We start from the raw sequence: 22886 nt of genomic DNA, 5'->3' as shown, positions 1-22886 counted from the left end.
TACGTACAGTCAAAGGTACAGCGCTGAAAGAGAGGTCCGCAGGAGCGGGCGATGCCAAGCCGGTTCGGGACTGATCCCGGGCCGGGCATGGCCCGCGCCTTCGTGCATCGTGGCTTCGCGGTTGCCGCTACCGTCGGTTCGACCCGACGGTAGCGGCGCCTTCTTGCCGTGGATCAGCGCAGCAGGCTGAGCACGCCCTGCGGCACCTGGTTGGCCTGGGCCAGCATGGCCGTACCGGCCTGCTGCAGGATCTGGGTGCGGGTCAGCTCTGCGGTTTCCTTGGCAAAGTCGGTGTCCTTGATGCGGCTGCGCGAAGCCGACAGGTTTTCCGACGAGGTCTGCAGGTTGGCCACGACCGAGGTGAAGCGGTTCTGGATCGCACCGAGGTCGGCGCGGGTGCTGTTGATCGCACCCAGGGCCTTGTCGACCACTTCCATCGCCTGCTGTGCACCCTTCACGGTGGACACGTCGATCTTGTCGGCGAACTTGGCGGTCGGCGCGGCACCTGCGGTGAACCCAGCGATGGTGCTGCTGAAGGCCGTGAAAGCACCGGCATTGTTGACGCTGTCCTTGACCGAGGTCAGGGTGAGCGCGCCGGCCGCGTCGGCTTCGGCATAGACGCCGGTCTCGCCGATCTTGGCATTGATCGCGGTTGCGACGGCCTTGCCGGCTGCCGCGGTGTTGGCGGCCGCATCGCCGACGCTCTTCACGGTCATCGCGTCGAAGTTGACGACGGTGCCCTTGCTGTCGGTGATGGTGAACGCGGCAACAGCGGTATCAACGTTGTCGGCACCGGTGACGGCAGCAGTGGCCGTGGCGAACTGGGCGCCACCGAGGGCGTTGGCCTTGGCGTCGATGGTCTTGTCGATGGCGATGGCCTGGCCGGCGTTGGCGCCGACCTGGAACAGCTGGCTGGAGAACGAGCCGTCCAGCAGCTTGGTGCCGTTGAAGTCCGACTGCTTGGCGACGCGGTCGATTTCCGAGACCAGCTGGGTCACTTCGGCCTGCAGCGCCTTGCGGTCGCTGGCCGAATTGGTGGCGTTGGCGGCCTGCACCGACAGCTCACGGACGCGCTGCAGGTTATTGCCGATTTCGGTCAGCGAACCTTCGGCGACCTGGGCCAGCGAGATGCCGTCGTTGGCGTTGCGGATGGCGACGTCGGTACCGCGGATCTGCGTGCCGAAGCGCTCGGAGATCGCCAGGCCGGCGGCGTCGTCCTTGGCGCTGTTGATGCGCGAACCGGAGGACAGGCGCTGGATGGTGGTGGCCAGCGAGCTGCCGCTGGTGCTCAGGTTGCGCTGAGCATTCAGGGACATCGTATTGGTGTTGATGACTTGTGCCATGGTGCATTTCCTTTGGCGAAGGTGGAACGTGTTTCAGGATCCGGGCGCGGCGTCATGCAGCGCCCGGCGGTCGATCAGGGAGCGGATCAGCGCAGCAGGCTGAGCACGCCCTGCGGCACCTGGTTGGCCTGGGCCAGCATGGCCGTACCGGCCTGCTGCAGGATCTGGGTGCGGGTCAGCTCTGCGGTTTCCTTGGCGAAGTCGGTGTCCTTGATGCGGCTACGCGAAGCCGACAGGTTCTCCGACGAGGTCTGCAGGTTGGCCACCACCGAGGTGAAGCGGTTCTGCACGGCGCCCAGGTCGGCACGAGTGCTGTTGATCGCACTCAGGGCCTTGTCGACCACTTCCATCGCCTGCTGTGCGCCCTTGACCGTGCTGACGTCCAGGTCGCTGGCGAACTTTGACGCCGGTGCGGCGGTCGCCAGCGTGGCGGTGAAGGTCGGTGCGGTAGCGCCGGTCCAGGTGCCCACCGAAGCGGTGATGGCCTTGAACGAGCCATCGGCGTTGACGCTGTCCTTGACCGAGGTCAGGGTGACGCCAGCGGTGCCGTTCACTTCGGCGTAGACACCGGTCTCACCGATCTTGGCGTTGATGGCAGTCACCAGCGCCTCGCGGGAGGCCTTGCCGGTGGCAGCGGCGTCGGCACCCTGCTTGACATCGACGTCGGCGATGGTGACGCCATTGATCTGCAGGCCAGTGACCTTGAGGTCGGCGTTGGTGCCCGGGTCGGCCAGGGCCAGCGAGTTGGTGTCGAACTTGGCGCCGCCCAGGGCGTTGGCCTTGGCATCGATGGTCTTGTCGATGGCGATGGCCTGGCCGGCGTTGGCGCCGACCTGGAACAGCTGGCTGGAGAACGAACCGTCCAGCAGCTTGGTGCCGTTGAAGTCCGACTGCTTGGCGACGCGGTCGATTTCCGAGACCAGCTGGGTCACTTCGGCCTGCAGCGCCTTGCGGTCGCTGGCCGAGTTGGTGGCGTTGGCGGCCTGCACCGACAGCTCGCGGACGCGCTGCAGGTTGTTGCCGATTTCGGTCAGCGAACCTTCGGCGACCTGGGCCAGCGAGATGCCGTCGTTGGCATTGCGGATGGCGACGTCGGTACCGCGGATCTGCGTGCCGAAGCGCTCGGAGATCGCCAGGCCGGCGGCGTCGTCCTTGGCGCTGTTGATGCGCGAACCGGAGGACAGGCGCTGGATGGTGGTAGCCAGCGAGCTGCCGCTGGTGCTCAGGTTACGCTGAGCATTCAACGACATCGTATTGGTGTTGATGACTTGTGCCATGAGGAGAGGTCCTTGAGCGGTTGCACGTGAGTTGGGTCAGACGCCCCCGACGTGCCCCGGGGGCGGCTCATGTCAGCGCTGCAACAGGCTGAGCACGTTCTGCGGTACCTGGTTGGCCTGGGCCAGCATGGCCGTACCGGCCTGCTGCAGGATCTGGGTGCGGGTCAGTTCGGCGGTTTCCTTGGCGAAGTCGGTATCGCGGATGCGGCTGCGCGATGCGGACAGGTTCTCCGAGGAGGTCTGCAGGTTGGCGACCACCGAGGTGAAGCGGTTCTGGATCGCGCCGAGGTCGGCGCGGACGCTGTTGACCGATTCCAGGGCCTTGTCGACGATCGACATCGCCTTCTGTGCGCCTTCGGCGGTGGTGACGTTCAGGTCCTTGACGAAGCTGGCCGCTGCACCGGTCAGGGTGCCGCCGTCGGTGCTGGTCTCGGTCAGGCCCAGGCCGGCGATGGTCGCGGCGGTGACGCCGGCCGGCGGGGTTGCTGCGCTGACGCCCAGGGCGAAGGTCTGGCCATCCTTAACCGAAGCCAGGCTGATGACGCCGGCATTGACCGAGGCCACCACGCCGGTTTCACCCAGCTTGTTGTTGATCGCCGCAGCGGTGGCCGAGGTGATCGACTCGCCGGCCTTCACGGTGAAGTCGCTGATGGTGACCGTGGTGGCGGTGCCGCCCGGCGGGGTGACCGAGACCTGCAGGCCGGAGTAGGTGGTGTCGGCCGTGGCCTTGTCCACCGCCAGCGCAGTGCCGGTGTAGCCGTTGGCGAAGGTGGCAGCCCCCAGCGAATCGGCCTTGGCGTTGACCACGCTGTTGATGGCGATGGCCTGGCCGGCGTTGGCGCCCACCTGGAACAGCTGGCTGGTGAAGCTGCCGTCCAGCAGCTTGGTGCCGTTGAAGTCGGCCTGCTTGGCCACACGATCGATTTCCGAGACCAGCTGGGTCACTTCAGCCTGCAGGGCCTTGCGGTCGCTGGCCGAGTTGGTGGCGTTGGAGGCCTGCACGCCCAGTTCGCGGATGCGCTGCAGGTTGTTGCCGACTTCGTTCAGCGAACCTTCGGCGACCTGGGCCAGCGAGATGCCGTCGTTGGCGTTGCGGATGGCCACGTCCAGACCACGGATCTGGGTGGTGAAGCGCTCGCTGATGGCCAGGCCGGCCGCGTCGTCCTTCGCGCTGTTGATGCGCAGGCCGGACGAGAGGCGCTGGATGGTGGTGGCGAGCGAGCTGCCGCTGGTGCTCAGGTTGCGCTGAGCGTTGAGCGACATCGTATTGGTGTTGATTACCTGTGCCATGGGGTCGTCTCCTCTTATATGGAACCCGTTGGTGAATGAAACGAAGCGCCGCCTGTTTTTTTGTGTGGCTGTGTGCTTCGCCGTTGCCAAATGAATAACGGCGCTTTGTCAACAACCTTTAGCCGTGAATTCCGCTGAAGCCAGAATTCGTTGCCTGAAGCTGTTTTCCCGAGGTTTTCAGCCCTGTTGCCAGGATGGAAGCGACCCCGGGAGGGGCGGTCGGGTAGGGCCTGACCAGCGCTGATGAAGGTATCGGCGGGGTGCGACCCGGCTTGATGGGCAATCACGGAGAATCGGCCGGAGATGGCCAGAGGGCCGCGTGGTGGCGGGCAGGCGCGCAAACGAAAAAGGCCGCGATGCAGGGCATCGCGGCCTATCAGGGGTGACGCAGGAGAGGTGTCAGCGCAGCTTGTTGAACAGCGACATCGACTGCATCTGCGAGAAGATCGTCTGCGCCGCCTGCAGTGCGGTGCTCTGCAGCTGGTACTGGCTCAGCGCATCGGCGTAATCCAGGTCGCGCATCTGCGACAGCGTGGTTTTCAGGGTCACGCCATTGGCCTCGCGCATCTCCGCCGCGTTGTCCAGCGCCTTCAGCTGCGCGCCTCCCGCAGCGCGCGAATCGATCATCCGCTCCGAGGCGCGCGCCACGTCGCGCAGTGCGCTCTGCAGCTGATTCTGCTGCGCAGTCATCTGCGCGGTGGTACCGGTGTCGGCACCCAGCGCGGCGACCAGGTTGTCCATGGTGGCGAAGATGTCGCGGCTGCTGGCGGCCTGTACGCTGAAGCTGTCGCCCGCTGCGGGTGCGCCGGTGATGCGCAGGCGTACACCGTTCACTTCCAGGTCGTCGCCAGCCTTGTAGGTGCCGGTGCCGGTCACGTTGCCCGCACCATCCACCACCTCGTACTGGGTGCCGGTGGTGAAGCGCACGCTGAAGCCCTGGCCGTTCCAGCTGTCGCTGCCGTCGCGGGTGATGTTGGTCAGCACGCCGTTGCCGGTGTTGCCGGCCGCGGCGCTGCCGTCAACGAAGCCGTCGCCGGTAGGGATGCGCATGAAGATCTCGCTGCCGGGCAGGGCGTCGCGCACATAGGTATCGGGGCCGACTTCAACCTGGCGCTGGGTCTGGTCGCCGCGATAGACGACCTTGCCGTTGATCTTGGCAAACGGCGGGTCACCGTCGTTGGTGCCACCGAACACATAGCGGCCGGTACCATCGTCGGCGTTGGCCAGCGACAGCAGGCCATCGCGGATCTGGTTGACTTCGGTGATCAGCGTCTTCTTGTCCGCCGCGCTCAGCGCCGGATTGCTGGCCTGGATGGTCAGATCGTTGACGCGCGCCATCAGGTCGTTGACCTGCGCCAGGGTGTTTTCCTGCACGCCCAGGCGGTTCTGCACATTGCCGGCGTTGAGCTTCATGCGGTCCAGTGCGGCCAGGCTGCGGTCAAGGCCGACTGCAGTGCCGGCGGCAACCGGATCGTCCTTGGCGCTGACGATCTTGCTGCCAGTAGCGATCTGCTGCTCCAGGTGGCTGAGCTTGGCCTGCTTGGCCATCATCAGCGACACCGACTGGTTGAACATCATGCTGGTGGAGATGCGGCTGCTCATCGGCGGACGGCTCCCAGGATGGTCTGGAACATGCTGTCGGCGGTGGAGATCAGCTGCGAGGCGGCCTGGTAGGCCTGCTGCAGGCGCAGCATGTCGGCGGCCTCTTCGTCCAGGTTCACGCCGGAGACCTCGTCGCGGGCTTCCTGTGCCTTGTCATTGATCACCAGCTGCGCATCGAGCGAGTACTCGGCCGAGCGGGCGGCGGCGCCGACCTGGGTGGTCAGGCCACCCAGTGCACCGTTCAGTGTCACTGTTCCGGCGTTGAAGGCCTTCGTGCTTTCCACCTTGGCCAACCTGGAGGCGTTGCTGTTGTCCGACGAACCGGCCGGGGTCGGGGTGATGTTGAAGGTATCGCCCACCTTCGGCGCACCGTCCAGTACGAAGCTCCAGCCGTTGGCACTGATGGTCTGCCCAGGCGTATAGGTCTGAGGCGGGCCACCGTCGATGGTGTAGGTGGTCGCCGAGGTGAACACGATCGCCGACGGATTGCGCAGGTTCGCGTTGGCCGAATCGGTGACGGTGACGCCGCTCAGCTTGCCGGTACCGGTGTTGGCGGTGGCGGCTGCGCCCTTGACTGCGGCGGCCGCGGCAATGCGCGACGGATCGGTGATGGCCATCTCCAGGCTGCCGGCCACGCCAGCGGTGGGCTGCAGCAGGAAGCGGTCATTGGCTGCCGGGGTGCCGCCGACGACCAGGTTCACGCCGTTGATCACCAGCGGATCGGCGGCGGTGCCGGTACCGGTCAGGGGAATGCTGGCGCCGGTGTCGGCGCGGCTGGCCTTCCAGGTGGTGCCATCGAACTGCAGCACCACGTTCTGCGCGTCCAGTTTGCCCAGGTCGCCATAGGTGGCGCTGAGGCTGGCGGTTCCGGTATTGCTGTTGTTGCCGGTCACGCGCGGGCTGCCGATGGTGAAGAAGTCCCCGCCCATCTGGCCATACAGATCCACACCCTGGTGGTGGACCTGGTTGAAGCTCTCGGCCAGACCCACCGCCAGCTTGCCCAGTTCGGCCTGCGCAGGCGTCAGCACGGTGTCGCGGAATTCCAGCAGGCCCCCGATCTGGCCACCGACCGCTTTCGGGTCGAGACGGATGGTGTTGCCCTGGGTCTCCAGTGCCAACTGCAGGCGCTCTGGCTGGTACGGATCGGCCACGGTGGTGACCTTGGTCGCCGTGGTGCCCACCACCAGCGCGTTGCCGCCGGCAGTGTAGACATTCATGATGCCGCCGTCCTGGATCACCGCGGTGCCACCGGTGTAGCCGATCAGCTGGGTGATCAGCTGATCGCGGCGGTCGAGCAGGTCCGGTGCAGCCGAGGCGATGTTGGTTCCGATGGCACCGTTGATCTGCGCGATCTCCTGCGCAAGGCGGTTGACCTCGGTCGCACCGGCCAGCAGGCCGTTGTTGACCTCGCTGTTGAGATTGTTCAGGTGCGTGTTGAGCTGCACGAAGCGGTTGGCCAGCGCCTTGCCACCGTCGAGCATGTTCTGGCGGTCGGCGGTGCCGGCCGCGTTGGACGACAGGCCACTGACCGAGTCGAAGAAGTTCGACCAGACGCCGGCCACGTTGGTGGCAGCATCGGAGAACAGCGCGTTGACCCGGTCGGCCATGCCCGAAAGCTGCTTCAGGCGCGCCAGCTCACCGCTGCTGTCGAGCAGGCGCGAGATCGCCAGCTGGTCGGCCGTGCGACGGATGTCAGTGATGCGGGTGCCGTTGCCGACCGTGCCGTAGCCATAGTTCTGTGGATCGGCGGTGGCGAAGTTGACCTTCTGCCGGCTGTAGCCGGGTGTATTGAGGTTGGCCACGTTGTGGCTGGTGGTCGCCAACGCTCGCTGGAAGGCGAGCAGGGCACCGGTACCGGTGGAAAGTACGCTGGACATGGTGTTCCTCAACGACGAGTGATACCCAGCGCCGCGGTCGCGGTGCTGGCGAAGGTCTGGCCAAGGCGCGAGCCGGCGTCGGCCACGGCGGCTACGGCGCGCTCGATGGTCGGGCCGCCGGCGATCGCAGCGATCTTGGCGGCGTAGCGCGGATCGGTGGCGTAACCGGCGCGCTGGAGGCCACGGGCGAAGCCCTGCACGTCGGTGCCGGCCTGCAGGGCCTGCTGGTAGCGCGGGCTTGTCTTCAGCAGGCGCACGTAGTCGGCAAAGCTCTCGGCCGCTGAACCGTAGGCGCGGAAGCTGGCGGTTTCGTTGCGGCGCACGCCATCGACATATTCATGGGTGCCGGCCGTGGCGCGCTGGCCGTTCCAGCCAGTGGCCTTGATGCCGAACAGGTTGTGCGAGGTGCTGCCATCGGCATGCTTGATGTGGCGCTTGCCCCAGCCGGTCTCCAGCGCGGCCTGGGCGACCAGGGCGCGGGCATCCACGCCCAGTTCCCTGGCCGCGCTCTGTGCGTGCTGCCAGATACTGGCGACAAAGCCCTCCGGGGTATGCTCGCCGAGCTGGGCGACGGCGGTGCGCGTGGCCAGGGCATCGGCCGGGCTCACGGCCGTGCCGCGATTGCTGGCCGTCGCCGTCCACTGGTCGCTGTTGGCGGCCCAGTCCTCGCCCTGCAGGCTGCCGATGTACGGATCCTCGGTGCCCAGCGAGCGGTGCAGGCCGCTGCTCTCACGGCCGGCGATCAGGTCCAGTGCCTGCTCCATCGGTGCCAGCGCGGCCTGCGCACCGTGCTGCGCGCCTGCGGCCATCTGCTGCAGCATGCGCACGGCCTGGCTGCCATCTTCCAGGGGCAGCGACGGTGCCGGCCTGGCCGGCGCGTTGAGCTGGTAAGCGCGGCTGGCCTTGGCCGGATCCACGCGGGTATCCAGTGCCGGACCTTCGGCGGCCTGGCCGGACAGCTGGCGGGTGATCATGCCCGAAAGGCCCAGGCCCTTGCCGCGGGTCATCGCCTCGGCAATCTTCTGGTCGTACATGTCGCGGAACATCTTGTTCTCGCCGGGAAACAGCGAGTCGCCGAAGCTGGCATCGCGCATGCTCTTGACCAGCATCTGTGCGAACTGGCCTTCCAGCTGGCGTGCGACCTTGTCGATCTTCGCCGGATCGTTCTGCTGCGCCGGGTGCAGGTCGAATGCGGGATTGATGCGCATGTCAGATCACCTCGAGCTCGGCACTCAGTGCGCCGGCCTGCTTCAGGGCTTCCAGGATCGCGATCAGGTCGCCCGGTGCCGCACCCACGGCGTTCACCGCATGCACGATCTCGTCCAGGGTGGTGCCGCCGCTGAACTTGAACATGCGGCTGCCGTCGTTGGTGGCAGTGATGGTGGATTGCGGGCTGGCCACGGTACGGCCGCCCGACAGCGCATTGGGCTGGCTGACGTTGGTGTTCTCCTGGATCGTCACCGTCAGCGAACCATGCGAAATCGCCGCAGGGCCGACCCGCACCTGCTGGCCGATGACCACGGTGCCGGTGCGCGAATTGACCACCACCTTGGCCGGGGCGCTGCCCGGGGTCAGTTCCAGGTTCTCGATGCGCGCCAGCAGGCCGATGCGTGCGCCCGGATCGGTCGGTGCGGTGACGGCGACGGTCACGCCATCGATCGCGCGTGCCGCGCCTTCGCCGAATGCGTTGTTGAGCGCGGCGACCATGCGCGAGACCGTGGTGAAATCATTGTTGTGCAGGTTCAGGGTGATGTCGCCGCCGTTGGCCAGCGGATCGGGCAGGGCACGCTCCACGGTGGCGCCGTTGGGAATACGGCCGACGCTGGGCACGTTCACCGAGACACGGGAACCGTCCTTGCCCTGCGCGCCAAAGCCACCCACGATCAGATTGCCCTGGGCGATGGCATAGATCTGGCCATCGGCGCCGCGCAGCGGGGCCATCAGCAGCGAACCGCCGCGCAGCGACACCGCGTTGCCGATCGAAGACACCGTGATGTCGATCGGCTGGCCGGGCTTGGCGAACGGCGGCAGCTCGGCATGGATCGCCACGGCGGCCACGTTCTTCAGCTGCGGGTTGACGTTCGGCGGCACGTTCACGCCCAGCTCGCCAAGCAGGTTTTTCAGGCTCTGCACGGTGAAGGGCGCCTGGCTGGTACGGTCGCCGCTGCCATCCAGGCCGACCACCAGGCCATAGCCCACCAGCGCATTGCCGCGCACGCCGCCGACCTGGGCGAGGTCCTTGATGCGCTCGGCGCTGGCCGGGGCGGCGACGATCAGCAGCATCAGCGACGCGATCAACGCCACGCGTTGCTGCCAGAAGGTAGAGAAGGAGAAGTTCATGGCCATACTCAGAACGGCGTCAGGCCGGAATTGAAGAAGCGGCTCAGCCAGCCCATCGCGTTGGACTGCGCGACCGGTCCGCGGCCGCCGTAGACGATGCGGGCCTCGGCCACGCGGCTGGAAGGAATGGTGTTGTCCTGGCTGATGTCGCCCGGGCGCACGATGCCCTGCACCTGCACCAGTTCATCGCCCTGGTTCAGCCGCAGGTTCTTCTGCCCCTGCACCACCAGGTTGCCGTTGGGCAGGCGCTGGATCACGGTGACCGTGACGCTGCCCTGCAGGCGGTTGCTCTGCGCGCTGTTGCCCTTGCCGGTGAAGTCACGCGCGCCCTTGGCGGTGGCACTGAGGATGTCCTTGCCACCCAGGGTGACCGGTGCACCGAGGATGGACGGCGTGCCCAGGCTCAGGTTGGATTCCTTGTTGGTGGCCGTGTTGGCGCTGGTCTGCGCGGTGGTGTTTTCCAGCAGGGTGATCGTCAGCAGGTCGCCGACATCGCGCGCGCGGCGGTCCGAATACAGCTGCAGGGTCGGGCCAGCGGCGTAGATCGCACCGGCGGTGGGCGCGGCCTGCGGCGGCATGATCGGCTGGATCGGTGCCATCGCCGGATAGGGGCGCACGTCGCCCGCGATCACGCAGCCACCGAGCAGGGCGACCACAGTGCAGGCGAGGGCAGTACGGGCGAGGTTGGAAATGGGCGACATGGCGGTTTCCCGGTTGGGCCGGTCAGATCTTGTTGTTGAGATAGCCGAGCATCGAGTCGGTGGTGGAGATCGCCTTGGCATTCATTTCGTAGGCGCGCTGGGTTTCGATCATCGACACCAGCTCTTCCACCACATTGACGTTGCTGCCTTCCAGCGCACCCTGCACCACGGTGCCGAGACCGTTCAGGCCGGGATTGCCGTTCTGGGCCGGGCCCGAGGCCGTGGTCTCCAGGAACAGGTTCTCGCCGCGCGCCTGCAGGCCGGCCGGATTGACGAAGTCGGTCAGGGTCAGCGCACCGACTTCCACCGACGCGGCGTTGTCGGCCATCTTCACGCTGATGGTGCCGTCGCTGCCGATGGTGACCGACTGCGCGCCCTCGGGAATCTGGATGCCCGGCTGCACCGGGTAGCCGCTGTTGGTGACCAGCTCGCTGTCCTGGTTGATCTTGAACGAGCCATCACGGGTGTAGGCCGAGCTGCCGTCGGGCATCTGCACTTCGAAGAAGCCGCGTCCGTTGACCATCACGTCCAGTGCGCGGCCGGTCTGCTGCTGGCCACCCTGCTCGAAGTTCTTGGCGGTGGCGACCACGCGCACGCCGGTACCCAGCTGCAGGCCGGTCGGCAGCTGGGTCTGCGCCGACGAAGAGCCGCCCGGCTGGCGCACCTGCTGGTACAGCAGGTCCTCGAAGCTGGCTCGGTCCTGCTTGAAGCCGGTGGTGTTGGTGTTGGCGAGATTGTTGGAAACCACCGACATGCGCATCTGCTGCGCATCCAGTCCGGTTTTCGCGATCCACAATGCCTGGTTCATCTTCGGAGTCCTGTCTGGGTGAAGCCGGCCGCGCAATGCGGCCCTTGGTAGCGGGTGTGCAAGCGGTGTGCCAGCGCCGTGCCCGGGCGGCGCCGGAAATCCGTCAGCTGCCCAGGCGGAGCAGGCTGTTGGCGCTGCGCGCGTTGTCGTCGCCGTGCTTTATCACCTGCACCTGCATTTCGTACTGGCGCTGCAGCTGGATCATCTGCACCAGCGCACCGGCAGCATCGACGTTGCTGCCTTCCAGTTGCCCGCTGTGCACGGCGGTACCCTGTGCCGGTGCGAACGGCTGGCGCGGGTCGGTGTTGCGGAACAGGCCATCCAGGCCACGTTCGAGGCGCTCGTCCGGCGCCTGCACCACCTTGATCCGGCCGATCTGCGCCATCGTCTGCGGGCCTTCGCCCTGCGGGATGATCGAGATCGTGCCGTCGGCGCCGATCTCCATCGCCTGGTAGGGCGGAATGGCGATCGGGTTGTTGTTGTCATCCAGCACCGTGCGCCCGCCAGAGGTCACCAGCTGGCCGTTCGGCGTCACCGACAGGGCTGCGCCACGCGTATACGCTTCGCTGCCATCGCTCGCCTGCACCGCCAGCCAGGTGCCGCTCTGCAGTGCAAGGTCCAGCGGTTTGCCGGTGATGTGCTGCGCGCCGGGCCGGCGGTTGAAGCCGGCGTCGACGTGTAGCGCATCCACCCGCGAGGCAAAGCCCTGACCCTTGATCGGGAAGGCTTCGGTGTTGGCCAGCGCTTCCTTGAAGCCAGGAGTATCCGAGTTGGCGAGGTTGTGGCTGAGCGTTCCCTGCGCCTGCAGGGAGGCGCGGGCACCGGTCATCGCCACGTAAAGGGCTTTATCCATGCGGGGAGTTCCGTGACAGGGTCAGCAGCTCATCAACGGATGTTGATGACGGTCTGGGTGATCTGGTCCTGCGTGGTGATCATCTGCGCGTTGGCCTGGAAGTTGCGCTGCGCGGTGATCATGTTGACCAGCTGCTCGGTGAGATCGACGGTGGACGCTTCCAGCGAGCCGGCCTGGATCTTGCCGAGATTGGAGGTGTCCGGCATGCCGGTGCGCGGCGTGCCCGACTCGAAGGTCTCCACCCACAGGTTGTTGCCCTTCGATTCCAGTCCCTGGGTGTTGTTGAAGGTGGTCAGTGCGACCTGGCCCAGGGGCTTGTCGTCACCGTTGGAGTAGCGCGCATAGACCACGCCCGACTCGGACACAGTGATTTCGTTGAGCTTGCCGGCCGCGTAGCCGTCCTGCTGGGTGTTGCGCAGGGCGAACTTCTCGCCGTACTGGGTCGAACCGCTGATGTCCAGCGTCATGTTCAGCTGGCCAGCGCCCGTGGTCGGGGTGAAGGTGCCGAGGCCAACCTTGCCGTTGGCCGGGGCGGTCAGCTTGCCGCTGTTGTCGAAGGTGACCGCGGTCGGGGTGCCGGCGGGCTGGCCATCGACATAGTTGTGCACGGTCCATTCGTTGGGGTTGGCGCCCTTCACGAAGTACGAGACCTGGATATGGCTCACGCCCAGCGAGTCGTACACGGTGATGCCGCCGCTGGAGTGGTTGTAGCTGTTGGAGTCGGTCGGGTCGAACGTGGCCACGGTCGGCTGCTTGGCGTTGGCCGGCAGGGTGAAGCCCACCTTCACTTCGCTGGTCTGCTTCGGCGGGCTATCGGTGGTCAACAGCTGCAGGTCGACCAGGCGGCCGGCGTCGAAGTTGGTGCCATCGGCATTCGGCGCGAACACCTGCAGGCGCGCGCCCTGCGGATTGACCACGTAGCCGGCCGAATCGGTCTGGAAGTTGCCGGCACGCGAATACACACGCGAACCGTTCATGTTCATGGTGAAGAAGCCCTCACCGGAAATGGCCATGTCCAGGCTGCGCCCGGTCTGCTCGTTGTGGCCCTGGATGAACTGCTGGGCGACGTTGGAGACGCGCACGCCCGAGCCGGTCTGGTTCTTCGACAGGCCATAGCTGGTGGAGGCGAACAGATCGGCGAACTCGGCGCGCGACTGCTTGAAGCCGGTGGTGTTGACGTTGGCGACGTTGTTGGCGGTGACGCTCAGGTCGGTGTTGGCGGCATTGAGGCCGGACAGCGAGACATTGAAGCCCATGGGATGCTCCTGGTTGATGCGGGATGTGCGGCTCAGCTGACGCGGAGCACGTAGTCGATCGGGGCCGTGCCCAGGCCCTTGAGGTTCAGGTACAGGCCGTCGGACCCGACGGTCACGCTTTCCACCGGCGCCTGCACATAGGTGGACAGCTTGGTGCTCTTGCCGGCGGTATCGACATGGTTGGCAACGATGGAGTACTTGCCCGGTTCCATGCGCTTGCCGTTGGCGTCCTTGCCGTCCCACTGGAAGGCGGTTTCGCCTACCGCCTTGGCTTCCACGCTCAGCGTGGTGACCTTGGCGCCGGTGGCATCGGTGATATCCACGGTGATGATGCCGGCCGACGGCGCGGCCACCGTGCCCTCGACGCTGCCTTCCTTCTCCAGCACCAGCTTTTCCGATGGCACCAGCACCTGGTGGCCGACCAGCGCCGCGCCACGCAGCACCTGGTCGCTGGCCATCGACTCCTGGAAGCCCTTCACCGTCTTGTTCAGATCGGTGATGCCCTGCACGGTGGACATCTGCGCCATCTGCGCGACCATCTGCGTGTTGTCCATCGGCTTCAGCGGATCCTGGTGCTGCAGCTGCTCGGTCATCAGGCGCAGGAAGTCGGCCTGGTCGAGCGTGTTCTTCTTTTTCGTGGCGTTGCTGTTGGGGGCGTTCAGGCCCAGCGCGGAATAGACGTCCTGGCTGGTCTGGTTGTTGACGGCGGTGGTCATGGCGGTATCCGGTGCTGCGGGCCTCAGCGGCCCATGGTCAAGGTGGCCAGGGCCAGTTCCTTGGCGGTGGTCAACATCTCCACGCCGGCCTGGTAATTGCGCGAGGTCGAGATCAGGTTGACCATCTGCGCCACCGGATCGACATCGGGCTGGTAGATGTAGCCATCGGCGTCTGCCAGCGGGTGGCCCGGCTCGTAGCGCTTGATCGGCGCCGCCTCGCTCTGGGTGATCTCCTTCACCTTCACCGAGGTGATGTTGGGATCGTTCTTGCTGGTGACGGCCTGGAAGACCGGCTCCAGCGGCTTGTACACGGCGTCGGCAGACCCGGCCACGGTGTCGGCGTTGGAGAGATTGGAGGCGATGGTGCTCATGCGCACCGACTGCGCCTGCAGCGCGGAGCCGGCGATATCGAAGATCGGCAGGTTGCTCATGGCTTATTGCCCCGTGATCGCGGTCAGCATGGAACGCACCTTGCTCTCGACGAAGCTGAGCGAGGCGCGGTACTCGAGCGCGGCACGGCCATAGGCGGCACGCTCGGCATCGGGATCGACGGTGTTGCCGTCCAGGCTGGGCTGCACGCCCTCACGCGCGATCTGGAACGGGTTCAGGCCACTACTGATTTCGTAGTGCTGCTCATGGGTGGTGGCCATCAGGCCGTTGGCATCCTGCCCCTGGGCATGGCGCAGGGCGGCATCGAAGTCCAGGTCCTGGGCCTTGTAGCCGGGGGTGTCGGCATTGCCGAGGTTGCTGGCGATCAGCTTCATCCGCTGTTCGCGCAACGGCATGGCCTGGGCGTGGACGCCCAGGTAGTCGGTAATCAGGTTGCGCACGGTGCACTCCCACGGGAACGTTGCCCGGGAAGCTGCAAGGGGTGTGCCAAAGCACGCGCGACATCGCGTCCGCCGGGCATGGCCCGGCGCTACCCCAGGGGTCGGGGAGGTTGTGGTAGCGCCGGGCCATGCCCGGCGGAGACCCGTGACGCGGCCCTACGCCGCCATCGCCACCTTGCGCAGGCGGTCCAGCACGAAGTCAGCCAGCTCGTGCGGCGAGTACTTGGCGACGAACGCGTTGGCGCCGACACGCTCGACCATGGCGTTGTTGAAGACGCCCGACAGCGAGGTGTGCAGCAGCACGTAGAGGCCGGCCAGGCCCGGATGGCGCCGGATTTCCGTCGTCAGCGTGTACCCGTCCATGGCCGGCATCTCGATGTCGGAGATGACCATGGCATAGCGTTCGGCCGGGTTTTCGCCCGAGGCGTGGATCTGCAACAGGTGGTCGAGAGCCTGCTTGCCATCGGAAAGCAGGGTGGCACCCACGCCCAGCTGATCCAGCACGCTGCGGATCTGCTGGCGGGCCACGCGCGAGTCGTCTACCACCAGCACCTGCAGTTGGGGGCCATCGGCGGGCATTGCCATCGCCGGATCGAGTACGGCGTCACCGCGCACCTGGGCGATATCGGCCAGCACGCTTTCAACGTCGATCACCTGGATCAGCTCACCCTGGAAGCGGGTTACCGCGGTCAGGTAGCTCGACTCGGCGCCAAGCTCCGGCGGCGGGTGGATGTCTTCGACCGCGATGTTGACAATGCGTTCGACGCCGCTGACCAGGAACCCCTGGATCGAGCGGTTGAATTCGGTGACGACCAGGTAACCCGGCGAGGTATCGGCATCGGGCTCACGTTCGGGGTGGCCGATCGCCAGGCCCAGGTCTAGCACCGGCACCGAGCGGCCGCGCACGTCGGCCACGCCGGCGAACTGGCTGGGCAGGCCGGGCACCTGGAACAGCTCCGGGCGGCGCAGGACTTCCTGCACCTTGAAGACATTGACGCCAAAAAGCTGACGTCCGCCGAGACGGAACAGCAGCAGCGCCAGGCGGTTGTGGCCGGCCAGGCGGGTCCGCTGGTCGATCCGGTTGAGCAGGTCATGGGACATGGCTGCTGTATCGGCGCGCTGGGCGCCAAACTTGAGGGCGCTCTGCCACCTGCGCGCTGCACACCGCAATTGTGGTGTCGCGCCATGTTCGACCGAGGCAGCTCTGCCCCTCTGGCACACGCCTTGCACGCACCTGGGCCAGCTCTTGCCGATTGAAGGAGGCGCCATGCGCCGGGTCACATCTCTATTCGCCATCGCGCTGGCACTGGCCTCGCCGTGGGCGGCTGCCGCCGACTGGCAGCCGGTGGCGAGCATCCGCGCGGCGGCCTTGTCGACGCTGCCGGCGGGCAGCGAGGGCGAGGCCCAGGTGGCCGATGCGCTGCGCCTGCCGAAATGTGGCAGCGCGTTGCAGGTGCAACCCACCGCCAACACCACGGTGGAGGTCAGCTGTCCGGGTGCGGGCGGCTGGCGCCTGTTCGTGCCGGTAAAGGTGCGGCGCAACCAGACCGTACTGGTGCTCAACCGCGGAATCGGCACTGGAGAAACCCTCACTGCCGCCGATATCACCACTGCCCAGCGTGACGCTGCCCGGATTGCAGGCGCGGTGCTGTCCGATCCCAATGCAGCGATCGGCCGCGTCGCCCGCCGTCCGCTGCAGGCCGGGGCCCTGCTGTCGAACAACGATCTGGTGGTGCAGCGTCTCATCAAGCGGGGAGACAATGTGGCCCTGGTGTCGCGTCGCGGTTCGGTCGAGGTCCGCATTGCCGGCCGTGCGATGGGTGATGCCGGTGAGAACGAACGGGTCTCGGTCGAGAACCTGTCCTCGCGGCGGATCGTGCAAGGCACGGTCGATGCCGCAGGTGACGTAATCGTGGCGCGTTGAATTACCGCAAAATATCCCTAAAGATCACGGCCCTGCGGCCGTTATCCCTTGTGAACGGCAACTCCAGGACACCCCATGAGCCAGAAAATCGACGGCAACCTGCAGGTCCCCCAGGCACTGCGCAGCGTGACGACCCCGGCCAACAAGCCCGGTGTCAGCACCGATGCGGCGGCGCGCCCGGTCGAGGCGGCCGACAGCCTGCGCCTGACCGGCGAGGCCACCAACCTGCAGGCCATCGAGCGCGAGCTGACCACCGCCCCGGCGATCGACGCCCAGCGCGTGGCCGCCGTGCGCGAGTCGCTGCAGAACGGCACCTACAAGATCAATCCGGACGCGATTGCATCGCGCATGCTCGATCTGGACCAGCAGCTGCACGGATGACTGCGGCGATGAGCGAGCCGCTGCAGCGTCTCGCCCAGGCCCTGGACGTTGAACGCCAGGCCCTGGTCGAGCACGACGTGCACGCCCTGATCCGGGCTACCGGCGCCAAGCTGGAAGCGTTGCGTGCGCTGGAAGGCGCGCCGCCGGTGGGCGAGGGCGAACAGCTGCAGGAACTGGCCGAGCGCAACCGGGCCAACGGCGTACTGCTGTCGCGCCGCCGCCGCGAGGTGAACTGGGCGCTGCGCCAGCTCGGCCGCACCGAAGACGCGTCGGCCTACGATGCCAAGGGCCAGTCGCACACGGTCAGCATCGGCCGGCCGCTCGCCGTGGCCTGAGGCGACGGCGGTCGCATAACCCCTCCCGGCGGGCTGAAGCCCGCTGCATGACCGCGTATATTGGGCGCCTGTTCGAACGTCCCGAGTCGCCGTGTCCGCTGCCAACGCCCTGGTTACCGCCCCCCTTCCGCCGCAGCCGGTGCTGCAGGCCCTGCTTGAGCGCCTGCGCGAAGGCCTGCTGCTGTTCACCGATGACGGGCGGGTGGCCCTGGCCAATCCGGCCGCACAGAACCTGCTGGCCAGTGGCGAGGACGGCGGGTTGCCGCCGCCGCAGCGCCTGCGCGAACTGCTGCCGCCCGATGCGCTGGAACAGGCTCGCCAGCATGGTCACTGGAATGGCAGCCTGCCGCTGGGCGAGGGCGTGGTCATCGCCCATCTGTACCACCATGGTCCGGTCGGCCAGGGGCATTTCCTCGCCCTGTTCCGCCACATCGAAGGGCAGGAAGACTACGAACGCGAGCTGCAGCAGCGCCATGCCGAATTGCGCCAGGCCTACCTGCGCCTCAATGGCACCCAGGAAAAGCTGCTGCAGTCGGAGAAGATGGCGTCGATCGGCCAGCTGGCCGCCGGCGTCGCGCACGAGATCAACAACCCGATCGGTTACGTGCACTCCAACCTGGGCAGCCTGCAGGAATACCTGCGCAGCCTGTTTACCGTGATCGAAGCCTACGAGCGCGCCCTGCGTGCGCCGGACCCGAAAGCGCTGATCCCGGAAATCGATGATATCCGTGACCGCCTGGATATCGATTTCATCAGCCGCGACCTGCCGCAGCTGATGGCGGAATCGCGCGAAGGCATCGAGCGGGTCACCCGCATCGTGCGCGACCTGAAGGATTTCTCGTATTCCGGCCGCGACGAGTCGTGGAAGCTGGTCGACCTGCATGCGGGCCTGGAATCGACCATCAACATCATCTGGAACGAACTCAAGTACAAGGTCACCCTGGTGCGCGAGTTCGGCCAGTTGCCCCTGGTGGAGTGCCTGCCATCGGAGTTGAACCAGGTCTACATGAACCTGCTGCTCAACGCCGGCCATGCCATCGCCGAGCGCGGCACGATCACGGTGCGTACCGGCGTTGATGGCGATCACGTTTGGGTTGAGTTCGAAGATACCGGCGGTGGCATCTCGCCGGAACTGCGCCAGCGCATCTTCGATCCGTTCTTCACCACCAAGCCGGTGGGCAGTGGCACCGGCCTGGGCCTGTCGATCTCCTACAGCATCATCAACAAGCACCACGGCCGCATCGACCTGGACAGCACGCCCGGCGTGGGCTCGCGCTTCCGCGTGGTGCTGCCGGTCAAGCAGCCGCGCTGACCGCTTCTGGTAGTGCCGGCCGCTGGCCGGCAACCTCATTGAACCCGATATCCAGAGCAGCCGGCCAGCGGCCGGCTCTACCAGAGGGGATGGTTACCGTAATGGGCGATCCTCGCCGCCATCTCCGCTCTCCACCGGCGCCGGGCCGGCATTGCTGCGGCGCTGTTCCTCGTACGTGCGGAACGCCTGGTGGATGTGCTTGCGCAGTTCGTCGTCGTTCCACGGCTTGGTCAGGAAGCGATAGATCGCGCCGCGGTTGATCGCATCGGTCACCGTGTTCAGATCGGTGTAGCCCGACAGCACCAGGCGGATCGTATCCGGGTACAGCATCTTCACCCGGCCCAGGAACTCGGTGCCGCTCATGTCGCTCATGCGCTGGTCGGACAGGATGACCTGCACGTCGTTGATCGCCAGCAGGTCGAACGCATCACGCACGTTGCCGGCGGCCAGGATGCGGTAGCCGTCGCGGCGGAACAGGCGCACCAGCGAGCGCAGCACGTTCTCCTCGTCATCCAGCAGCAGCAGCGTCCGGTCCGGGCGCGTCTCGGCGAAGGCTTCCGGACGCAGGTAGCGGCGGCGCAGGGTCATGCCGGCGGCATCAGCCGACATCGGTTCGCCGAACAGGTAGCCCTGGAACACGTCGCAGTCGTTGCGGCGCAGGAAGCCCAGCTGGGCCTGTGATTCCACGCCGTTGGCGATCACGGTCATGCCCAGCTGGTGGCCCATGGCGATGATCGCGCGGGCGATGGCCGCTTCACGATTGCCGGCCGGCGCGCTCTTGATGAAACTGCGGTCGATCTTCAGCTTGTCCACCGGGTAGCGCACCAGCGCGCTGAGGCTGGAGTCGCCGGTACCGAAGTTGTCCAGGCTCAGGCTGATGCCTTCGTTGCGCAGGTTGGCCAGCGTTTCGTGGACGAAATTGACGTTGTTGGTCAGCGCACTCTCGTTGATCTCCAGCGTCAGCATGTGCGCCGGTACGCCCGCCGCCTGCAGCAGTGACATCACTTCGGCGAAGAAGTTCGGCCGCAGCAGCTGCAGGGTGGAGACGTTCACCGCGATGGTGAAGTCGTCGAAGCCCTGGTCGCGCCACAGCCGGGCCTGCTTCAACGCTCCTTCCAGCACCCAGGTGCCGATCTGCACGATGATGCCCAGGCGTTCGGCGGTGCGCATGAAGCGCTCCGGCACCAGCATGCCCAGGGTCGGCGACTGCCAACGCAGCAGCGCTTCCATGCCCACCACGTGGCCGTCGCGCGCGCTTACCAGCGGCTGGTAGCGCAGCTTCAGCTCGCCATTGGGAATGGCATCGACGATCTGGCGCGCGATGATGCTCTCGCTGTGCGCACTCGGCGGGGTGTCCACCGCATGGATGCGCACGGCATTGCCGCCTTCGCGGGCGGCCTGGTACAGCGCATCCTCGGCATGGTCGAGCAGGCGCGAGGTGCTGCTGGCATGTTCCGGGCACAGGCTCACGCCCAGCTTGCCGGTCATGAACAACGTGTACGGCAGCACCGACAGCGGCAGTTCCATCTGCTGGCGGATCTCCTCGGCAAAATCCTCCGGCAACGGCAGATCGGCGGTACGCGGCACCGCGATCAGGAACTCGTCGCTGCCATGCCGCCACAGCTTGCCGCGCCCGCGCAGGTAAGACTGCAGGCGCTGTGCCACCAGCACCAGCGCCTGGTCGCCCACTTCGGCACTCATGTTTTCGTTGACCGATGCGAAATGGTCGATGTCCACGTGCATCAGCATCAGCGCGATGCCGCCGGAGGCTGCCTCGGCAACCATTGCCTGCAGTTCGGGGTTGCCGGCGCCAAGGCGGTCGGGAGCGTCATCAATGCTGACCGGGGGCAGGTTGGGATTCCACATGGCTCAGTATTCCGGTGAATCGACGGCAGCCCTGCTGGCCGCCTGGTAGGGGAGGTGGACATCGACCAGGGTGCCTTCGCCATGCGCGGATTCAATCCGCACGTGGCCACCGACGCTCTGTGCGCGCTCGCGCATCACGATCAGGCCCAGGCCGCGCGGGCCGTCCGGATCGAAGCCCTCGCCGTCATCGCGGATCTGCAGGTGCAGGCCGCGCTGGCCGACATCGCGCAGCTGCAGCAGGACCTGGCTGGCGCGCGCATGGCGCAGCGCATTGGTCAGGCTTTCCTGTGCGATGCGGAAGCAGGCCTGTTCGATGCTGTTGTCGGGGCGATGCGGCAACGGCTCGATCTCGGCCAGCAGCTCCACCGGCGAGGAGCGGAACAGAACCCGCGCCTGCCAGCTGAGCGCTGCCTCCAGGCCCAGTGCATCCAGCTGCGGGGGGCGCAGCAGGGTGGAGATGTCGCGCAGTTTGGCCACGGTGGTGTCGGCCAGGCTGACGATCTGCGCCAGATCCTGCCCACGCCGCTGCGGATCGTCCTCTTCCAGCGCCGCGTGCGCCGACAGCTTGATCGCGGTGATGGCCTGGCCGATGTCATCGTGCAGGTCGCGCGAAATCGCACGACGCTCGTCCTCCTGCAGCGAGAACAGCCGCCCGGCCATCGCCTGCAGTTCGCGGTTGCTGGTTTCCAGCGCGCTGCGGATGCGTTCGGAATCACTGAGGTCGCGCACGATCAGCAGCTTGCAGTCGCGGCCACCGTAGCGCACGTCGCCCACCGCCAGGCCGGCATGGAAGCTGCGGCCGTCGCCGCGCTGCATGGCCACCACGCTGCTATGGCCCGGTCCCAGGTGTGGCTGGCCGGCACGCAGCTGGCTGCGCACCCGCGGCAGGTCTGCGGCAGCGACCAGCGCCGACAAGGGCTCGCCCAGCAGGGTATGGCTGCCGTAGCCGAACAGGCCGGCGGCCCAGGCGTTGGCGTACAGCACATGTTCGTCGGAGAGGATCACCACGCCGTCGGGCAGTACCCGCACCAGCTCGCGGAACTGCTCTTCGCGCTCGCGCAGCAGGCGCCGCGACTGCTCGCGTTCGGTCACGTCCTGCAGCGTGCCCAGCACGCGGTTGCGGCCAGCTTCATCAAGACCACTGGCGGCGCGCAGGTGCACCATCAGCGCGCGCCCGTCCATCGACAGCAGCGGTAGCAGCACGTCCACCTGCACCGGCTCGCCGGAGCACAGCTCGGCCAGCAGCTGCTCGGTCTGGGTAGCGGTGGCCGGGTCGGCCGGCACCAGCAGTTCGTCGAAGCGGTGCCAGCGACGGGCTTCGGGCGGGCGGCGGCCGAGCAGGCGATAGACCTGGTTGGAATAGCGGCCCAGCCCGGTGGACGGGTCGAGCTCCCAGGCACCGATGCGGGCCAGTTCGTGGGCCTCTTCCACCCGTGCCAGCGCCTGGTCGCGACGCAGCTGGGCCAGATCCTCGGCGGTGCGGTCGATGGCGATCAGCAGGCGCGCATTGTGGCCGTCGTAACTGATCGCGTTGGAGCGCAGTTCCATGTGCCGCAGCGCGCCATCGCGCAGTTGCAGCTGCGCGCGCAGGATGCACAGCTCTTCGGGCGCCTCGCGGATCGCCTCCAGCTTGGCCTGCAGCGCCTGGCCCTGGCCGGGTGGCCACAAGGCGTCGATGGTCTGTTCCAGCAGCTCATCGCGCTCCCAGCCGAAAGCGGTGCAGGCGGCTGGGTTGGCATCGAGGATCGCCAATGTGTCCAGGTCATAGACGAGGATCGGGCCGGGGTTGCCCTCGAACATCTGCCGCAGGCGCAGCTCCGAGGCCTGCTGGCGGGCGTGGGTATGCAGCACATGCTCGGCCAGCGGGCGCAGCAGCAGGTACAGCAGGCCCGCGCTGGCCAGGGCGAAGAACGAGCCCTTCAGGCCCTGCCACAGGGCCGCCTGCTGCGGATCGGGCACCAGCGCCTGCACCACGCTGTCGGTAGAGATCATCCAGGCCAGCGCCATCACCAGGTAGCTCAACACCACCCGCCGCCGGTCACGGCTCAGCGCCTGCGCCATCCGCGGGTCGGGAACTGGGGCGTTGCCGGTCGGTTCTGCGGGCATGGACGGGGCGGGTGAAAGGGGCGCCGGTCATCTTACCCCGCAGCGTGCCGTCACCACTCAATTATCCGC

Annotated in this window: 21 protein-coding genes; 4 read left to right on the top strand and 17 right to left on the bottom strand. The window is 66.8% G+C overall.

Annotated features, from left to right (window positions below):
• Positions 1-173 precede the first annotated feature (173 nt).
• The 15 genes from AC2A1N_RS21125 to AC2A1N_RS21055 form a co-directional block, all read right to left on the bottom strand.
• Positions 174-1343 (bottom strand): flagellin, encoded by a 1170-nt coding sequence (locus AC2A1N_RS21125; RefSeq protein ID WP_061478706.1) that lies wholly within the window; start codon positions 1341-1343, stop codon positions 174-176.
• Between the two features lie 86 nt (positions 1344-1429).
• The gene (locus AC2A1N_RS21120) at positions 1430-2620 is read right to left on the bottom strand and encodes a flagellin (RefSeq protein ID WP_061478705.1); all 1191 of its coding nucleotides are present in this window, start codon (positions 2618-2620) and stop codon (positions 1430-1432) included.
• Between the two features lie 72 nt (positions 2621-2692).
• Positions 2693-3910: a flagellin gene (locus AC2A1N_RS21115; RefSeq protein ID WP_061478704.1), complete on the bottom strand. Its 1218-nt coding sequence runs from the start codon at positions 3908-3910 to the stop codon at positions 2693-2695.
• Positions 3911-4309: 399 nt separating this feature from the next.
• The gene (flgL, locus tag AC2A1N_RS21110; RefSeq protein ID WP_053496687.1) at positions 4310-5512 is read right to left on the bottom strand and encodes a flagellar hook-associated protein FlgL; all 1203 of its coding nucleotides are present in this window, start codon (positions 5510-5512) and stop codon (positions 4310-4312) included.
• Positions 5509-7389 carry a flagellar hook-associated protein FlgK gene (gene flgK / locus AC2A1N_RS21105; protein ID WP_061478701.1) on the bottom strand — a complete coding sequence of 627 codons (1881 nt, stop codon included), beginning with the start codon at positions 7387-7389 and terminating at the stop codon, positions 5509-5511. Before flgK ends, flgL begins: the two co-directional genes overlap by 4 nt.
• 8 nt (positions 7390-7397) lie before the next feature.
• Positions 7398-8597 (bottom strand): flagellar assembly peptidoglycan hydrolase FlgJ, encoded by a 1200-nt coding sequence (gene flgJ, locus AC2A1N_RS21100; RefSeq protein WP_005416454.1) that lies wholly within the window; start codon positions 8595-8597, stop codon positions 7398-7400.
• 1 nt (position 8598) lies between these two features.
• A complete protein-coding gene (locus AC2A1N_RS21095; protein ID WP_111200920.1) occupies positions 8599-9729 on the bottom strand; it encodes a flagellar basal body P-ring protein FlgI in 1131 nt (376 codons plus the stop codon).
• 8 nt (positions 9730-9737) lie between these two features.
• Positions 9738-10430 (bottom strand): flagellar basal body L-ring protein FlgH, encoded by a 693-nt coding sequence (gene flgH, locus AC2A1N_RS21090; RefSeq protein WP_005416456.1) that lies wholly within the window; start codon positions 10428-10430, stop codon positions 9738-9740.
• A 22-nt stretch (positions 10431-10452) separates the two neighbouring features.
• Positions 10453-11238 carry a flagellar basal-body rod protein FlgG gene (flgG, locus tag AC2A1N_RS21085; protein ID WP_005416457.1) on the bottom strand — a complete coding sequence of 262 codons (786 nt, stop codon included), beginning with the start codon at positions 11236-11238 and terminating at the stop codon, positions 10453-10455.
• A gap of 103 nt (positions 11239-11341) precedes the next feature.
• Positions 11342-12091, bottom strand: coding sequence for a flagellar basal body rod protein FlgF (locus tag AC2A1N_RS21080; protein ID WP_072166971.1), 750 nt, complete (start codon positions 12089-12091; stop codon positions 11342-11344).
• A gap of 32 nt (positions 12092-12123) precedes the next feature.
• Positions 12124-13347: a flagellar hook protein FlgE gene (gene flgE, locus AC2A1N_RS21075; RefSeq protein ID WP_242892530.1), complete on the bottom strand. Its 1224-nt coding sequence runs from the start codon at positions 13345-13347 to the stop codon at positions 12124-12126.
• A 32-nt stretch (positions 13348-13379) separates the two neighbouring features.
• Positions 13380-14063 (bottom strand): flagellar hook assembly protein FlgD, encoded by a 684-nt coding sequence (locus tag AC2A1N_RS21070; RefSeq protein WP_242892539.1) that lies wholly within the window; start codon positions 14061-14063, stop codon positions 13380-13382.
• A 23-nt stretch (positions 14064-14086) separates the two neighbouring features.
• Positions 14087-14494 (bottom strand): flagellar basal body rod protein FlgC, encoded by a 408-nt coding sequence (gene flgC / locus AC2A1N_RS21065; RefSeq protein ID WP_072166972.1) that lies wholly within the window; start codon positions 14492-14494, stop codon positions 14087-14089.
• A gap of 3 nt (positions 14495-14497) precedes the next feature.
• The gene (gene flgB, locus AC2A1N_RS21060; RefSeq protein ID WP_005409576.1) at positions 14498-14893 is read right to left on the bottom strand and encodes a flagellar basal body rod protein FlgB; all 396 of its coding nucleotides are present in this window, start codon (positions 14891-14893) and stop codon (positions 14498-14500) included.
• A 156-nt stretch (positions 14894-15049) separates the two neighbouring features.
• The gene (locus tag AC2A1N_RS21055) at positions 15050-15994 is read right to left on the bottom strand and encodes a chemotaxis protein (RefSeq protein ID WP_019659622.1); all 945 of its coding nucleotides are present in this window, start codon (positions 15992-15994) and stop codon (positions 15050-15052) included.
• Between the two features lie 166 nt (positions 15995-16160).
• Between AC2A1N_RS21055 and flgA the strand changes: the two genes are divergently transcribed.
• The 4 genes from flgA (at position 16161) to AC2A1N_RS21035 (ending at position 18845) form a co-directional block, all read left to right on the top strand.
• The gene (gene flgA, locus AC2A1N_RS21050; RefSeq protein ID WP_242892541.1) at positions 16161-16817 is read left to right on the top strand and encodes a flagellar basal body P-ring formation chaperone FlgA; all 657 of its coding nucleotides are present in this window, start codon (positions 16161-16163) and stop codon (positions 16815-16817) included.
• Positions 16818-16892: 75 nt separating this feature from the next.
• On the top strand, positions 16893-17198 hold the full coding sequence (gene flgM, locus AC2A1N_RS21045; protein ID WP_005409579.1) for a flagellar biosynthesis anti-sigma factor FlgM: 306 nt from the start codon (positions 16893-16895) through the stop codon (positions 17196-17198).
• Positions 17195-17533 carry a FlgN family protein gene (locus AC2A1N_RS21040; protein ID WP_014037132.1) on the top strand — a complete coding sequence of 113 codons (339 nt, stop codon included), beginning with the start codon at positions 17195-17197 and terminating at the stop codon, positions 17531-17533. Before flgM ends, AC2A1N_RS21040 begins: the two co-directional genes overlap by 4 nt.
• Before the next feature lie 91 nt (positions 17534-17624).
• Entirely contained in the window at positions 17625-18845 is a 1221-nt protein-coding gene (locus AC2A1N_RS21035; protein ID WP_053496680.1) for an ATP-binding protein, read from the top strand.
• 93 nt (positions 18846-18938) lie between these two features.
• Here the strand turns inward: AC2A1N_RS21035 and AC2A1N_RS21030 are convergent, their stop codons facing one another.
• Positions 18939-20711 carry an EAL domain-containing protein gene (locus AC2A1N_RS21030; protein ID WP_005416466.1) on the bottom strand — a complete coding sequence of 591 codons (1773 nt, stop codon included), beginning with the start codon at positions 20709-20711 and terminating at the stop codon, positions 18939-18941.
• Between the two features lie 3 nt (positions 20712-20714).
• On the bottom strand, positions 20715-22817 hold the full coding sequence (locus tag AC2A1N_RS21025; RefSeq protein WP_061478697.1) for a sensor histidine kinase: 2103 nt from the start codon (positions 22815-22817) through the stop codon (positions 20715-20717).
• Positions 22818-22886: the final 69 nt, after the last annotated feature.

Source organism: Stenotrophomonas maltophilia group sp. SKK55, from assembly GCF_057179845.1.
Note: the sequence above shows the minus strand (reverse complement) of the source record. Positions and strands in the feature narration are given on the sequence as shown.